Annotated in this window: 18 protein-coding genes; 12 read left to right on the top strand and 6 right to left on the bottom strand. The window is 65.4% G+C overall.

The window, feature by feature from the left end; genetic code table 11:
• Positions 1–86: 86 nt before the first annotated feature.
• Positions 87–317, top strand: a complete 231-nt coding sequence (locus ACV7NQ_RS00735; RefSeq protein ID WP_463357802.1) for a hypothetical protein — start codon at positions 87–89, stop codon at positions 315–317.
• A gap of 248 nt (positions 318–565) precedes the next feature.
• Here the strand turns inward: ACV7NQ_RS00735 and ACV7NQ_RS00730 are convergent, their stop codons facing one another.
• Together ACV7NQ_RS00730 and ACV7NQ_RS00725 are read right to left on the bottom strand one after the other, a co-directional pair.
• A complete protein-coding gene (locus ACV7NQ_RS00730) occupies positions 566–1,939 on the bottom strand; it encodes an FAD-binding oxidoreductase (protein ID WP_463357801.1) in 1,374 nt (457 codons plus the stop codon).
• A gap of 393 nt (positions 1,940–2,332) precedes the next feature.
• On the bottom strand, positions 2,333–2,782 hold the full coding sequence (locus ACV7NQ_RS00725; protein WP_463357800.1) for a MarR family winged helix-turn-helix transcriptional regulator: 450 nt from the start codon (positions 2,780–2,782) through the stop codon (positions 2,333–2,335).
• Between the two features lie 90 nt (positions 2,783–2,872).
• Here ACV7NQ_RS00725 and ACV7NQ_RS00720 point away from each other — a divergent pair, with 90 nt between their 5' ends.
• Complete coding sequence (locus ACV7NQ_RS00720; RefSeq protein ID WP_463357799.1) at positions 2,873–3,646, top strand: dioxygenase family protein; 774 nt, start codon at positions 2,873–2,875, stop codon at positions 3,644–3,646.
• Positions 3,647–3,755: 109 nt separating this feature from the next.
• A complete protein-coding gene (locus ACV7NQ_RS00715; protein WP_463357798.1) occupies positions 3,756–4,214 on the top strand; it encodes a DoxX family protein in 459 nt (152 codons plus the stop codon).
• A 24-nt stretch (positions 4,215–4,238) separates the two neighbouring features.
• Here ACV7NQ_RS00715 and ACV7NQ_RS00710 read toward each other — a convergent pair whose 3' ends face one another.
• Positions 4,239–4,445, bottom strand: a complete 207-nt coding sequence (locus tag ACV7NQ_RS00710; RefSeq protein WP_463357797.1) for a hypothetical protein — start codon at positions 4,443–4,445, stop codon at positions 4,239–4,241.
• 70 nt (positions 4,446–4,515) lie between these two features.
• Between ACV7NQ_RS00710 and ACV7NQ_RS00705 the strand changes: the two genes are divergently transcribed.
• From ACV7NQ_RS00705 to ACV7NQ_RS00680, 6 genes are all read left to right on the top strand, one after another.
• Entirely contained in the window at positions 4,516–4,818 is a 303-nt protein-coding gene (locus ACV7NQ_RS00705; protein ID WP_463357796.1) for a hypothetical protein, read from the top strand.
• A gap of 55 nt (positions 4,819–4,873) precedes the next feature.
• The gene (locus tag ACV7NQ_RS00700; protein WP_463357795.1) at positions 4,874–5,023 is read left to right on the top strand and encodes a hypothetical protein; all 150 of its coding nucleotides are present in this window, start codon (positions 4,874–4,876) and stop codon (positions 5,021–5,023) included.
• A gap of 102 nt (positions 5,024–5,125) precedes the next feature.
• Positions 5,126–5,308 carry a hypothetical protein gene (locus ACV7NQ_RS00695; protein ID WP_463357794.1) on the top strand — a complete coding sequence of 61 codons (183 nt, stop codon included), beginning with the start codon at positions 5,126–5,128 and terminating at the stop codon, positions 5,306–5,308.
• A gap of 471 nt (positions 5,309–5,779) precedes the next feature.
• Entirely contained in the window at positions 5,780–6,382 is a 603-nt protein-coding gene (locus ACV7NQ_RS00690; protein ID WP_463357793.1) for a hypothetical protein, read from the top strand.
• A gap of 432 nt (positions 6,383–6,814) precedes the next feature.
• A complete protein-coding gene (locus ACV7NQ_RS00685) occupies positions 6,815–7,120 on the top strand; it encodes a DUF6262 family protein (protein WP_463357792.1) in 306 nt (101 codons plus the stop codon).
• On the top strand, positions 7,117–7,389 hold the full coding sequence (locus ACV7NQ_RS00680; RefSeq protein ID WP_463357791.1) for a hypothetical protein: 273 nt from the start codon (positions 7,117–7,119) through the stop codon (positions 7,387–7,389). Before ACV7NQ_RS00685 ends, ACV7NQ_RS00680 begins: the two co-directional genes overlap by 4 nt.
• A gap of 152 nt (positions 7,390–7,541) precedes the next feature.
• Here ACV7NQ_RS00680 and ACV7NQ_RS00675 read toward each other — a convergent pair whose 3' ends face one another.
• Positions 7,542–8,240, bottom strand: coding sequence for a TetR/AcrR family transcriptional regulator (locus ACV7NQ_RS00675; protein ID WP_463357790.1), 699 nt, complete (start codon positions 8,238–8,240; stop codon positions 7,542–7,544).
• A 124-nt stretch (positions 8,241–8,364) separates the two neighbouring features.
• Here ACV7NQ_RS00675 and ACV7NQ_RS00670 point away from each other — a divergent pair, with 124 nt between their 5' ends.
• Together ACV7NQ_RS00670 and ACV7NQ_RS00665 are read left to right on the top strand one after the other, a co-directional pair.
• On the top strand, positions 8,365–9,477 hold the full coding sequence (locus tag ACV7NQ_RS00670; RefSeq protein WP_463357789.1) for an NmrA family NAD(P)-binding protein: 1,113 nt from the start codon (positions 8,365–8,367) through the stop codon (positions 9,475–9,477).
• Positions 9,478–9,496: 19 nt separating this feature from the next.
• Positions 9,497–10,312, top strand: coding sequence for a class I SAM-dependent methyltransferase (locus ACV7NQ_RS00665; RefSeq protein WP_463357788.1), 816 nt, complete (start codon positions 9,497–9,499; stop codon positions 10,310–10,312).
• 35 nt (positions 10,313–10,347) lie between these two features.
• Here ACV7NQ_RS00665 and ACV7NQ_RS00660 read toward each other — a convergent pair whose 3' ends face one another.
• Positions 10,348–11,088 (bottom strand): IclR family transcriptional regulator, encoded by a 741-nt coding sequence (locus ACV7NQ_RS00660; protein ID WP_463357787.1) that lies wholly within the window; start codon positions 11,086–11,088, stop codon positions 10,348–10,350.
• A gap of 320 nt (positions 11,089–11,408) precedes the next feature.
• Here ACV7NQ_RS00660 and ACV7NQ_RS00655 point away from each other — a divergent pair, with 320 nt between their 5' ends.
• Positions 11,409–12,818, top strand: coding sequence for an acyl-CoA synthetase (locus ACV7NQ_RS00655; RefSeq protein ID WP_463357786.1), 1,410 nt, complete (start codon positions 11,409–11,411; stop codon positions 12,816–12,818).
• A gap of 33 nt (positions 12,819–12,851) precedes the next feature.
• On the opposite strand, the gene ACV7NQ_RS00650 is transcribed toward ACV7NQ_RS00655, so the two are convergent.
• Positions 12,852–13,499: a TetR/AcrR family transcriptional regulator gene (locus ACV7NQ_RS00650; RefSeq protein WP_463357785.1), complete on the bottom strand. Its 648-nt coding sequence runs from the start codon at positions 13,497–13,499 to the stop codon at positions 12,852–12,854.
• Positions 13,500–13,581: the final 82 nt, after the last annotated feature.

Genomic DNA, 13,581 nt, shown 5'->3' with positions numbered 1-13,581 from the left:
GATTGGAGTACGTACACGGGCCACTGGGTGTTGGCACCTCGGCGAGCCGCGGATCGCGGCGTTGATTGCCGCGGTTGGTGGCAGTGATGACGATCGGCGCGGGCGGGCCTCGGTCGCGGCAGCTCCCGGATTCGGTGTCGGCTCGACTGCGCGCGGCGGTGTCGGCCGCGCACGCCGACGCGGTTCGCGCCGTGGCGGCAGCCGAGGAAGTCGGGATATCGGTCAACCGGGATCTTGTCGAACTGATCGAGTTGCAGCGGCGTATCACCGGTATCGCCGAGCGGTTCGAACAGTTCGACATCGGCGATGCTGGGTGAACTCACCGGGTGGTCCGTTATCGCATTCGGGTCTCTGGATCGTCGTCGTCCTGTTGATAGCGATACGCCGCCGCCTGCTGGAACCCGGCGAGATGCGTCGATGTCCGGGATATCGAAATGAATCAGCAGGTAGTGCATGCCGATGGGCGTGATGTCGTACCACATGCCTTCCAACTGCATGCCGTGATTGCGCGTCGCCAGGGCGAGCTAGTCGAAACGGACTGCCTGCGCGCGTGAGACGAGATCGGTCATTCGCTCGGACTGATGTTCTGATTGAAGTGGAACAGGTTGTCCGGGTCGTAGGCTCGTTTGACGTCGGCCAGACGTTGGAAATTCCCGCGGTAATTGTCGTGCACCCGGGACCGATCGTCGTCGTCCATGAAGTTGATGTATCCGCCCGGCTCGGAATGCGGCGATGTCGCGTTGTAGTAGTCGCGTACCCACTGAATGCGCTCCGCGTCGACGGCAGGATCTTGCCAGGCGGCCAGGATTACCGTCGCGAACGTTGCGTCGCGATAGGCAAACGCGGTGTCCTCGGCCGCGACTCGGTGGCATGCCCCGTTGATCGGATACATGTGCATCATTGCGCTCACCTCGGGCACCTTCGGCCCGTAGACCAGGTGCTGTTCAATCGCGGCGTCTGTCAATTCGGTGACGAAGCTGCCCTTCCAATAGCTGCGGATTCCCTTGGGGAAGAGTGGATCGAATGCGGTGTTCAGCGCTGGATAGGGCATCGGCCCGACCATTTCGGCGACTCTGGGTGCCAACTCGCGGAACGGCGCCATTGCTTCTTCGCCCTTGTCGAGCGGTCCGGCCCAGTGCACGACCGCGGCGCAGAAGGTATCGCCGTGCCGGTCGGCGGGGATGAACTCCAGCGGCGGGGCAATCTGAAATGCGGGGAACGCGCCATAGGCTTCGGGCGCATCGGGGATGAAGTCACGGAAGAATCGCAGCAGCGCACCGGCGTGCTCGAGTTCGAAGAAGAACAGGCCGACATAGACCTCGTCGACCGGGTGCAGCTGGAACTCGAACGAGGTGACAACGCCGAAGTTTCCACCGCCACCGCGCAGCGCCCAGAAGAGGTCTTCGTTCTCCTTCGGGCTCGCGGTCTGGACCTGCCCGTCTGCGGTTACCACCTCGGCCGAGAGCAGATTGTCGATCGTCAATCCGTATGCGCGCGACAGGTATCCGATTCCTCCGCCGAGGGTGAGTCCGGCAACGCCGGTGGTCGAGACGATCCCGCCGGTCGTCGCCAGCCCGTACGCGTGTGTCGCGTAATTGAAGTCTCCCCAGGTTGCCCCGGCCCCGGCCCGTGCCGTGCGAGATATCGGATCGACGTGAACGTAGCGCATCAGCGACGAGTCGATGACGACTCCGTCGTCGTTGGTGCCGAACCCGGGTGCGCTGTGCCCGCCACCCTTGATCGAGAGATCGTGGTCCGCGTCGCGAGCGAAGTTCACCGCAGCGATGACGTCGGCGACCTGCTCGGCCCGAACGATGACCAGCGGATGTCGATCGAACATGCCGTTGTGGATCGTCCGTGCTTCGTCGTACCCCGGTGCGCCCGCGGTAACGACAGGCGTGCGCACCTGCGCGCGTAGTTCTTCCAAAGTCGTGCTCATCGGTCTTCCTTCCACTGTGCGGCGCATGCCGCGGAAGTATTGACGAATGCTGCTTGGCAATTCGGCCGACATCGCTTCTCGCGATTCGGAATTCGGTGAAAAGCCGACGATCTGATCTGCGTACCGGACTCTCGCCGCTAGTTGCCCTGTTGAATAGAAATCTCGCCGATCTCCCGACCCACGATCTCCTACATCTAGATCGATGGAGGTAGGCAAAGTATAAGACTCGCCGGGCAGCGGCGAGAAGAGCCAGAAAAGACCGCGTTCCGGGCGTCCGTGGCCTCGCTGCTGTGAGCAGATCTGCTCACAGCAGCAAGGGGCGATTTCTGTGGTGCCGCTGTGTCCACTAGTCGAGCTACCACACGAGCGATGCCATGTCGTGCGAGTTCGCCGCTAGATCAGTCGTTGGGCGACTGCGCCGAGGCCGTCGGCGATGGCGGTCTGCTGGTCGGGGGTGAGTACATCGATGAGGACGCGGCGGACGGTCTCGACGTGGCCGGGGGCGATCTGTTCCAGGCGGTGGCGGCCATCTTCGGTGAGGATGGCGATGACGCCGCGTACGTCGGTGTCGCATGCCTCGCGGCGGACCAGGCCGGTCTTCTCGAGTTGCTTAACCTGGTAGCTCAGACCACTTTTGGATGTGTAGAGCGCATCCGCGAGTTCGGTCATTCGCAAGCGGCTGTCCGCCGCTGCGGCGAGGCGGACCAGGACTTCGTATTGGGTGTGCGATAGCCCTTCCTGTTTGAGCTGCTGCTCGACCTCTCGGCCCACGAGCGCCCCGGCCGCCAGGAATCCCTGCCAGGTTCGCATCTCCCGCTCGTTGAGCCATCTCGCATCAGCCACGTACCGTAGCCTATCCGGGTTGTTCAAATTTGAACAACGAGCTATAGTCCGAGTTGAGTTCAAATTTGAACTACTTGGATGGAGAACAGCATGACAGGATCCATGCCGGTGCTCTACGTATCGCACGGCGCTCCGCCCTTGGCCGACCATCCGCGGTGGCCGGGCGAGCTGGCCGAGTGGTCGCGTGAGTTGCCCCGGCCGACAGCGATTCTGATGATTTCCGCGCACTGGGAGGCCGCGCCCATCGCGCTCGGCGCCACCACCACGGTGCCACTGGTCTACGACTTCGGGGGTTTCGCGGAGCACTACTACCAGGTCCGATACGCCGCACCCGGCGCGCCGGAGCTGGCGGCGAAGGTGCGCAAGCTGCTCGGCGGCCCCGGCGCCACCGTTGTCGACGTCCCGGACCGGGGGCTGGACCACGGCGCCTATGTGCCGTTGAAGGAGATGTACCCGGATGCCGATGTCCCGGTGCTGGAGCTGTCGATGCCCACGCTGGACCCGCAGCGGCTGATGGACGTCGGCCGGCGACTCGCCCCGCTGCGGGAGGAGGGTGTGCTGATCATCGGCAGCGGCTTCTTCACGCACAACCTGCGTGCCCTGACCGCCGACGACGAGCACGTCTACGGCTTCACCGCCGAGTTCGACGACTGGGGTCGCGAAACCCTGGCCGCGCACGACCTGGACGCGCTACTCGACTTCGAAAACAAGGCTCCCGCAGCGCATCTCGCGCACCCGCGCACCGACCATTTCGCACCACTTTTCGTCGTACTCGGTGCCGGTGCGGACGATCTGGCCAACCAGCGCACCGTGATCGACGGCTACTGGCTCGGCATGTCCCGGCGATCCATCCAGCTCGGCTGATCCACCTCGACCCACGACCGAAAGGCCCCACCTGACCGCGACCGTCACCGCTCCCGCACCGCGCGTCGACGCCACGTCACCCACCCTGACCTACGACATCGGTCTGTTGGTGCTGCGCGTGGCCGTCGGCCTCACCATGGCCGCACACGGCGCCCAGAAACTGTTCGGCTGGTTCAACGGCGGGGGCCTCGACGGCACCGGCAAGTTCTTCGCGATGAGCGGCTACCCCGCGGGCAAGGGCATGGCCGTAGTCGCCGGACTCAGCGAAACCCTTGGCGGGCTTGGTCTGGCTGTCGGCCTGCTCACCCCGCTCGCCGCGGCAGCGCTGGTCGGCACCCTGCTCAATGCGATCGCCGTGAAATGGGGCAGTGGCTTCTTCGCTGCCAAGGGCATCGAATACGAACTGATTCTCGCCCTCGGCGCCACGTCGCTCGCCCTCACCGGTCCTGGCCGCTACGCCGTCGACAAGTTCATCCCGGCCCTGCGCACCCACCGACTGACCTACGGCATCGCCGCCGTCGTGCTCGCCCTGGTTGTCGCGGGCGCTGTCCTGATCGTTCGTACATAACCAATCAAGGGCTGACCGTGCTCACTACGGTGCCGATTGCTCCGGTCGGGCGATGAGCAGGCCGTCCATCGTGAATGCGACCAGGCGGTCGGACTGTAGGGGAGAGGCGTGCTCGCGCGGCCACGTAGCCGCGTTCAGGGGGCCAGGCGGGGCGGCAAGCTCGCCGAGGGTGCGCACTGGGAGATCGAGCAGCACCTGCGGTCGTCCGGTTTGGACTGGGTGCTGCTGCAACCGAGCGGCTTTATGCAGAACTTCCGCACTGGCGCAGGCGCGTTCACCGAAGAGGGCAACCGAGAGTTTTGTGCTCACCGGCCCGGAGGCGCTGAGCCACGCCGAGATCGCAGCCAAACTGTCGGCCGCGCTCGGCCGGACCATTCGCTACCTCGACCTGCCGTCCGCCGAATTCGTGCCCCGGCTTACCGCGCAGGGACTGCCTGCGGATTTCGCCGCCGACGTCGCCGAACTGTTCGCCTATGTGGCGAGCGGCGCGCTGGCGGCGACAACGGACACGGTCCGTGAGTTGACCGGACGCGAGGCCCGAACATTCGACGAGTTCCTCGCCGGGGACTGGTCCGAATCCGGCGACGTGGCTCTGGAGGCGTGATGTCGCTAGCAAGTTGCTAACTATGGCAAGTATGTGTACGAAGAAGCCCGCCCGCGTGACTTCCAGCAATACTCTGGCGTATCCAAGTCCATACGGGGATGCCGCGCTCAGCGCGACGGCGTCGTGTTTGAAGGGCTTCTATCTGCATCAGGCTGTGCTGGGAGTGAATCCGGAGTTGGGTGCGAGCCTGGACAAGAAGCGGTAACCGACGCGGGCGGACCGGCGGCGCTCCTTCCTGGGGCACACGACAACGTCGTTGCCCGCGAACCCGTTGGCGCCGGTTGGGCCGCGGCGACGGCACCCGAAGATGCTGCCCGACGGAGCGCGAGAGGCGCTGATGGCGGTGGTGAATTCGGCGCGCGATGCCATGATCGCCCGCGATGCGGGCGGGTGGGCGTCGGCGGCGATGGTCGACGAGGTCTATGGGTACGTGGACGTGCACGATCCGGCCTTCGATGCCGCCCTGCGTCAGGTCTCGGGGCAGCAGTGATCGAGTCGGGTGCCGGATTGCATCACGTCCGATGCGCCCGGCCCGACCGCGTCGGGCGCGACCGGCTGGAGATCCTGACCGCGATGACCAGGTCTTCCGCTGGCGATGCGTTGTCGCGGGCTGCGAATGGTCTTCCGATGGAGGTGCTGATGTCTGCACCGGCCACGCCGAACAGTGGCGGCATGCGCGGGCTAGCGGTATCAGCAAGGTCGAATTCATCTCCACAGCAACACCATTGGCGCGGATGGCCCGTCTTCGGGAACTGCTGTGCTGCATATGTCAGCACCGGCCCGCCGAACGCACCAGTCTCGAGCTGTGTCGCACACACGCGAGCCGTTGGGATCTGCACCGCGACGCCATCGGCGTGAAGGCTGATTTCGCAGCGTGGGTCAGCCAGCAGACACCGTTGCCGACGTACAGTGGCTGCCTGGTGTCGGTCTGCCCCCAAGCGGCCGAATCACCGTTGGGTTTGTGCGCCCGACACCGCCGCCACTACCGGAGACCATCATCGCCACGGGTCGCCGTATCAGCGAGGTCACCAACCTGCGCCTGGACTGTCTGGGCCGCTACGGAACCCTGCCGATGCTCTGGCACGACCAGACCAAGGTCGGCAACTACGACGCCGCGATCCGCATCCCCGAGCGCGTCTACCAGCGGCTGAGCGAACGCCAGCACAAAACCCTCGACAAATTCACCATCAGCCACGGCCGCCGACCCACCATCGACGAACGAGCTCGCCTGGCATTGTTCCCCACTCCCAATCGCAACCATGACGGCAGCAGGGCGTTGTCGACCACATGGTTCCGCAATCACTTCAACCCTTGGGTCGAATCTCTCGACGTCGGACAGTGGGAGCCCCACAAGCATGTCATTCCCTGGCCACCAGCCTGCTCCGCGCCGGAGCATCGCTGGCCCACATCCGCACCTACCTCGGCCACGTTAGCGATCGCATGGCCGAACACTATGTGCACCTGTCGAATTCGGACCTCGAAGATATCCTCGCCCACGTCTGGGTCGCCGGCCCTGGAACCACCAACCCCGGCGAACTTCTCACCAGCAGCGCCGAATCGATGACCGCGGAGCAGGCCCAAACGCTGGCGATCGACCTGTCGCGGCGCAGCTCTGCCGCCGAGGGCGGGTTCTGCACCTTCCAACCGGTCGTCAACGGCGGAAACTGCCCCTGGAACCTGAACTGCCACAGCTGCGACAAGTTGGTCCTGTCCGGGGCCGACCTGCCCTACTGGCAGCGCAAACGCGAGCAATGGCGCCAGCTCGCCGAAGGCGCGCCCGACGACGCCACCGCCGACTACCTGCACCAGTACTTCGAGCCCACCGCCCGCGCGATCGACGGCCTCGAGAAAGCACTGGCCGGGCTCGGCCCGACCAGGCCCTGGAGCTGGATCTGCGCAAACCCCAGGACTACTTCCACCGCGTCTGGTCGATCGGCTTCCGACCCGCCGACCTTGCCGACACCGACAACCACGAACTCGAGGACGGAACAGACCTGTGAGCACTGCCACCGCGACCATCCGCACCGCCGCGGCGCTAGCCGCCCGCCGCCGCGACAGCCAAGCAGCGCTCGACCGCGTCCACACCGCCATCGCGCAGCTGCGTCGGCAACGAACACCAGTCAGCGCCGCCGCCATCGTCCGCCACGCACGCGTGTCCCGCACCTACCTCTACACCAACCCAGACGCCCGAACCGCACTCGAATCGGCGAAAACCGAAGCCACACAACCCCACTCCACCAACACCAACACCCGAAAGAAGCGACCTGGCGCGAACGCGCACACAACGCCGAATCCGCGTTGAAAGCCGCCAACACCGAAATCCTCACCCAACGCGAGCGCATCGGTGAACTCCTCGGCCGCATCCGCGACCTCGAAGCTGAATGGACCGAAGAATCGATCCAACGGATCACGACCGAGAACACCACCCTCAAACAACGCGTCCGACAACTCACCAACGACAACCGCGCCCTCGATGAGCGACTCCAAGCCGCACGGTCGAACCTGCGCTTCCACGATCGTCGCACCGCAGACCTCGAAGCCCAGCTCACCGAGCAAAAGACGGCGCGATGACCATGACCGCCACACAGACAATCCCGATCACAACTAACCCGAGCGGAAACTGTTAACTGCACCATCCGAGGCGCAGCTCCGAATCATGATCATGACAGATTCGAGAGACGCGCCCAGTCGGGCTTGAACGGTTGCATCGGCGAATCCGAAGTTCAGTGTCGTTCCTCCTGCCCGTCGGATGCGTTGTCCGACGGTGCCGGCGGTTGTTTCAGCAAGCCGCGTGCCACGAGGTCGAGCACCTGTCCGAGCGCGAAATCGATGTCGGCCGGGGTGGCGGGCAAGGGGCCGTCAACCAGCAGACTGGCGAGTCCGTGGACGGCCGACCAAGCGGCAATCGCGGCCCCGGGCCTGCGGTTCGGGTCCAGCAGGCCGGCGGACTGCGCCTGATCGAGAACTTGACTGAGGATCTCGTAAGGCTCCGCACTGTCGGTCTGGGCTTCGACCTTGCGTGTAGTCGGTGGATCGCGCTTGTCGTCGCCGCCGGCCATGGGGTGCGAACCGAAGGCGGTGCGGAACAGCCCGGGCTGGGTCAGCGCGAAGTCGACGTATGCGGTCCCGACGGCGCCAAGCCGGCTGATGGGATCGGCGGCGCGATCGACGCCTCGGCGCATCTGTGCGGCCAGTTCGCTCCGCGCGTGGCGCGACACCTCCGCGAGCAGTGCCTCGCGGTCCGCGAAGTGGCGATAGGCGGCCGAGTGCGAGACCCCAGCGGCCCGGGCGGCCTCTCGCAGGATCACACTGTCGGGTCCCCCCTCGCGCGCCAGCGCAATGCCCGCGTCGATCAGGGCCGAGCGCAGCGAGCCGTGGTGATAGGACCTTCGGCGATCCGGAGAAACCTCGGCTGAGCTCATGGGGTCAAGGATCGCATACAACCCCACAGTGTTGACAGTGGTCACATTGGTGGGCACACTCTGAATGTGACCAGTGGTTACTTCGCTGGTTCGCAGATTGCTACCTGATGTGGAAGGAAATCCGATGGCACAGGCTTGCGTGCTGGTTACTGGGGCGACAGGCAAAATCGGCGGCGCGGTCGCCGCTCAACTGGTGGAAAAGGGCGTGCCGACTAGGGCATTGGTGTATCGAGACGATGAACGCAGCGCCCGGCTGCGGGCCTCGGGCGCGGAGGTCGTCGTGGCCGACAAGTTCGACTACCGGCAGGTCGAGACGGCGATGGCCGGGGTCGACCGGGTGTTCTTCAATCCCCCGTACCACCCTCACGCGCTGGACAGCGCTGTTGCATTCGCGGTGGCCGCGCGACGTTCGGGCGTGGAGGCGGTGGTCGCGTTGGGGCAGTGGTTGGCGAGCCCCGAGCATCCGTCGCTGATGACAAGGCAGCATTGGCTGACCGACAAAGTGTTTGAGTTACTCCCGGATACCGCCCATGTCGCGGTCGATCCGGGGTTCTTCGCCGACAGCTACCTGAAACTCGTCCCGACTGCCGCATTGCTCGGGGTATTCCCGATGCCGGCTGGGGTGGGCCGCAACGCGCCGCCCTCCAACGAGGACATTGCCCGTGTCGTGGTCGGTGGGTTGCTCGACCCCCACCGGCACGACGGCAAGGCATACCGGCCGACCGGACCGACGCTGTTGTCGGCGGCCGAGATCGCCGACGCGATCGGCGAGGCCGTCGGCCGACGGGTGCGGCACGTCGAGGTTCCGCGGTCGATGTTCATGCGCGCCGTACGGATGGACGCCAAGCGCTTGAAAGCCGACATGTTCTTCGAATCCAGTCTGCGCCACTATCTTCCCGAGCACGCCTTGGGAACCTGGGAGGTCGGCGGTCCCACGACGCACGTCCGTGATGTCGCCGGTGTCGAGCCCGAAGACTTCCTCACCATCGCCCGCCGATACGCCGCCGACCCCGCCGCCCGGCGCACCGTCGGTAACTTCGTTCACGCGCTCGCCGGGTCCCTGCTGATGGCATTCGTGCCGATGCATCGGCTGGACCGGTTCGACCGCATGCAGCAGCATCCTCGGCCCGCGCATCCTCGGCTTTCCGGTGAGTCGGCATTCTGGCGCGGCGAGCACCCCGCGTCCGCCGATCGCGAGACCGTCGCGGCGTTCGACACCGACCACCCATCGTCGTAGAACTACCAAGGAGAGGCACATGAGCGACACGCTGATTCATTCCCAGTATTCGGCCGGCGACTCCCGCCGCAATATCGAGGACGCCCTCGTCGCCGCAGGCAAGAGCCTGTACGACCTTCAGCTGGCGGACCTGGCACTGCTCGAAGACTTTCACACCATGGGTCGCTTCGCCACGAGCCGATTGGTCGATATCGCCGGCCTCGGCCCCGACACCGAGGTACTCGACGCCGGCAGCGGTATCGGCGGCACGGCCCGCTATATCGCCGACCGGTTTGGGTGTCGAGTGACCGCCGTAGATCTCACCGAGGACTACTGCGGCACGGCCCGATGGCTCAATCGCCTGGTCGGGCTCGACGACCGAATCGCCGTTCACCAGGGCGACGTCACCGAACTGCCCTTTGCCGATACTGCGTACCAGGTCGTGTTCAGCCAGCACGTACAAATGAACATCACAGACAAGCAGCGCCTCTACCGGGAGGCCCGCCGCGTATTGGTCGACGGAGGCCTGCTCGCCATCTGGGATATCACCGCCGGCGAGCTCGCCGAACCCGACTATCCACTGCCCTGGGCCGACGATCCCCGACTGAGTCATCTGGTCGATTCGGACCAGTTGCGCGGCATCGTCGAAGCATCGGGATTCGAGATCGAACAGTGGAACGATCTCACCGAACAGGCATCCACCGCGATGCAGGCGATACTGGCCATGCCGCCCAACCCTCTCGGGCTGCACGTCTTCAACACCAACTTCACCGAGAAGATGAAGAACCTCACCATCGCCCTCTCCGACGGCAGGCTGCACGCTATCCAAGGTATCGCCCGGGCACGCCGACTATGACCGCTCATCGCGGATAGAACGGAACTGATGCTGGTCTATTCGGAGAGGAAGCGCTCGATCCGCGATTTCGCCGCGAGCGCTTTCCCGCCGTAGTCCTCGTAGAGATCCGGGGTGAGTCGCGAGCTCGGGCCGGAGATGCTGAAGCTGGCGACGGCGTGGCCGCCGCGGAGATGCAGCGCGACGGCGATGGCCGTGATGCCGTCGTGCAGTTCCTGGTCGGTCACGGCATAGCCGCGCTCTCGGATGGTGGCGATCTCGCGGCGAAGGGCATCGGGGTCGGTAAGGGTGTGATCGGTGACCTGCGAAAGGCCGTCGCGCAGAAGCGTTTCGATGACGGCGTCATCCAGCGAGGCGAGGTACGCCTTGCCGTTGGAGGCGGCGTGCAGCGGTAGCCGGGTTCCCAGCGGGAGAAATGCTCGCAACTGATGAGGGCTGTCCAAGCGCTCGATCAGCACGAGCTCATTGCCGTCGGGTACGGCCAGGTGGATCGTCTCCTGGGTCTCGGCCTGTAGCTCGTTGAGGATCGGGAGGGCGACCTCACGCAGGCGCGGCCCCGAGGCGAGAACGCTGCCGATGCTGAACGCTCTGCCGGTGATCACCCATTGACTGGGGTTGCCGGGAGCGTTACGCACCCAGCCCGCCTCGGCGAGGGTCTTCAAACAGCGCTGCACGGTGCTCTTGGGCACGTCGAGTCGACGCGCAAGTTCGCTCAGGCCCGCGGGTTGCTGCGCGGCAACCTCCTCGAACACCCGCAACGCGGTCAGGACACTGTTCATCTTTCCCCTTCTTGACGGACTGTGAGCCGCCTCATATGGTCTACGGACCACATTGTAGCCCAGCGGTCCATTATGTGGACCGATTGATGAAGGGCCGTAACCGTGACAGCACTCAGCGATCCCCGTCGAAGCCGACGGGCACGACAGTCCGACCGCCGCGCGAACATTGATGACCCGGACCCAACGCAATGCATTTCTGGGGTCTTTCGGCGCGCCGGCCGGCGGCGACATCGATCGCCTTCGTCCTCGGCCTGTTGCTCCTGCTGTTGGTACCCGAAACCCGCAACCGAGTCCTGCCGGACTGAAAGGGTCACATCGCCATGACTTTCCACCACTCCGCCCTGCTCACCTCGCTGGCCGACCCGGCCGCCGCCGACCACCCGGCCGCCGTCACGATCGGCGCGGACAGCCTCTCGCGCGCCGATCTCCACGCCGCCGCAGCGGCCGTCGCCGACAATATCGCCGGAGCCGAACGTGTCGCGATCAACGCGACGCCCACCGTCGAAACCATCATCGGCGTCGTCGGATGCCTGATGGCCGGCGCCGCGGTAGTCCCGGTCCCCTCCGATGCCGGTCCCGCCGAGCGGCACCACATCCTCGCCGACTCCGCGGCCCAGCTCTGGGTAGGTGCGCGACTCGACGACGTCACGCTGCCCGTCGTACCGATCGACCGCCACGCTCGCGCGGCCTCGACCCACCCCGAGCCTTCGGCCTCCGACATCGCGCTGATCATGTACACCTCGGGGACGACCGGCGCCCCGAAAGGGGTGCTCCTGTCCCGAACCGCGATCGCCAACTGCCTCGACGCGCTGAGCAGCATATGGGAATGGAACTCCGAAGACACTCTCGTGCACGGACTTCCGCTGTTTCATGTGCACGGACTTGTCCTCGGTGTCCTCGGCGCCCTGCGGGTGGGCTCCCCGCTGATCCACACCGTGCGACCGAAACCCGAGGCATATGCCGCGGCGTCGGGCTCGTTGTATTTCGGCGTGCCAACCATTTGGTCGCGGATCTGTGAACAGCCCTCGGCCGCAAGGGAACTCAGCTCAGCTCGGCTCCTGGTCTCCGGCAGCGCGCCGCTCCCGGTTCCGATCTTCGACCGTCTCAGCACCTTGAGCGGAGCCGCGCCGATCGAACGCTATGGCATGAGCGAAACGATCATCACTGTGAGCACCCGGTATCGAGGTGAGCGTCGGCCGGGATGGGTCGGGTTGCCGCTGCCCGGCGTCGGTACCCGAGTGCGTGACGAGCACGGCAACCCGGTCGCGCACGACGGTCAGAGCCTGGGCCAGCTGCAGGTCACCGGAGCCACACTGTTCGACGGATACCTCGCGCAACCCGACAAGACCGCGGAATCGATGACCGACGACGGTTGGTTCCGCACCGGCGACATCGCCGTCATCGACGACCAAGGATTCCATCGCATGGTCGGGCGAGAATCGGTCGACCTGATCAAATCCGGCGGCTACCGAATCGGCGCCGGAGAGATCGAGCAGGCCCTGCTGGCCCATCCCGGCATCCGCGAAGCGGCCGTAATCGGCGCGCCCGACGCCGATCTGGGCCAGCGGGTGGTCGCGTATATCGTCGGCGACATCACCGACACCACGTCGATCGCCACCTTTCTGGAGAATCTGCTGTCGTTCCACAAACGCCCCCGCCAGATCCATGTCGTCGAAGCACTGCCACGCAACGCGATGGGCAAGGTTCAGAAGAAACTGTTGGCCGGGTAATCCCCGCGGGTGTCGGTCCTGAGTCGACGGCGGTCAGCCCGCGACGGAACCGTGGATCACCGAGCGCGCCAACGCCTCTCGCGCGTTGAGATCGAGCTCGCCGACGGCCTCGTCGCGGCCCGCCAGATAGTGCAGCAGTGCCTGCTGGAACAGGCCGTCGAACGTCGCGTAGGCCACCGGCGGCGTGACGGCGAGCGGTAGCCCGGTCAACTCGGCGTACTTCGCGACGATGCGCCAGATCATCTCTTCGCGTCGCTGGTCGATCTCCAATACGTCGGCGCGGAACGATTCCTCGAACAGGCTCTGATTGCGCAGGTCGTACCACAGCCGGTGCATCAGCGCGTCCGTGCGCAGCGTGGTGGTCATCGCAGCCGCGAAGCCCTGCTGCAGGTCCGCGGCCGAGTTCGCGGTCGTGACCACCTCGTCGTAGCGGGTGACGCAGGCAGCCTCGTACTGCCGCACGGATTGCGTGAGCAGGTCGACCTTGTCGCTGAAGTAGTAGTGCAGCACGCCGTGCGAGAACTCGGAGTTCTGCGCGATTTCCCGCAAACTCGTTCGGGCGTAACCGAGTTCGGCCAGGGTCTGCAGCGTGGACGCGGCCAGCTGAGCCCGCCTTTCGGCGAACTTGTCCACCTGTCGGCGCGAAATCCGGTCACGGTTGCGCTCCGTTACCTCGGTCACGGTGAATCTTCCTGTCGGCTGACACTTCCTCGCATCGTGCGAGTTCCCACCGAGTCTATCCCGCCCCGCCACGAACGCACCG

The organism is Nocardia sp. Tas62D01, assembly GCF_055232035.1.
The sequence above is the reverse complement of the archived record's forward strand: the minus strand, read 5'-3'. Positions and strand labels throughout refer to the sequence as shown.

Excerpts from the sequence above, each read along its gene's own strand:
- ACV7NQ_RS00735 (WP_463357802.1), top strand. The coding sequence starts at position 87 with ATGACGATCGGCGCGGGCGGGCCTCGGTCGCGGCAGCTCCCGGATTCG.
- ACV7NQ_RS00730 (WP_463357801.1), bottom strand. The coding sequence starts at position 1,939 with ATGAGCACGACTTTGGAAGAACTACGCGCGCAGGTGCGCACGCCTGTC.
- ACV7NQ_RS00720 (WP_463357799.1), top strand. The coding sequence starts at position 2,873 with ATGACAGGATCCATGCCGGTGCTCTACGTATCGCACGGCGCTCCGCCC.
- ACV7NQ_RS00695 (WP_463357794.1), top strand. The coding sequence starts at position 5,126 with ATGCTGCCCGACGGAGCGCGAGAGGCGCTGATGGCGGTGGTGAATTCG.
- ACV7NQ_RS00675 (WP_463357790.1), bottom strand. The coding sequence starts at position 8,240 with ATGAGCTCAGCCGAGGTTTCTCCGGATCGCCGAAGGTCCTATCACCAC.
- ACV7NQ_RS00670 (WP_463357789.1), top strand. The coding sequence starts at position 8,365 with ATGGCACAGGCTTGCGTGCTGGTTACTGGGGCGACAGGCAAAATCGGC.
- ACV7NQ_RS00665 (WP_463357788.1), top strand. The coding sequence starts at position 9,497 with ATGAGCGACACGCTGATTCATTCCCAGTATTCGGCCGGCGACTCCCGC.
- ACV7NQ_RS00660 (WP_463357787.1), bottom strand. The coding sequence starts at position 11,088 with ATGAACAGTGTCCTGACCGCGTTGCGGGTGTTCGAGGAGGTTGCCGCG.
- ACV7NQ_RS00655 (WP_463357786.1), top strand. The coding sequence starts at position 11,409 with ATGACTTTCCACCACTCCGCCCTGCTCACCTCGCTGGCCGACCCGGCC.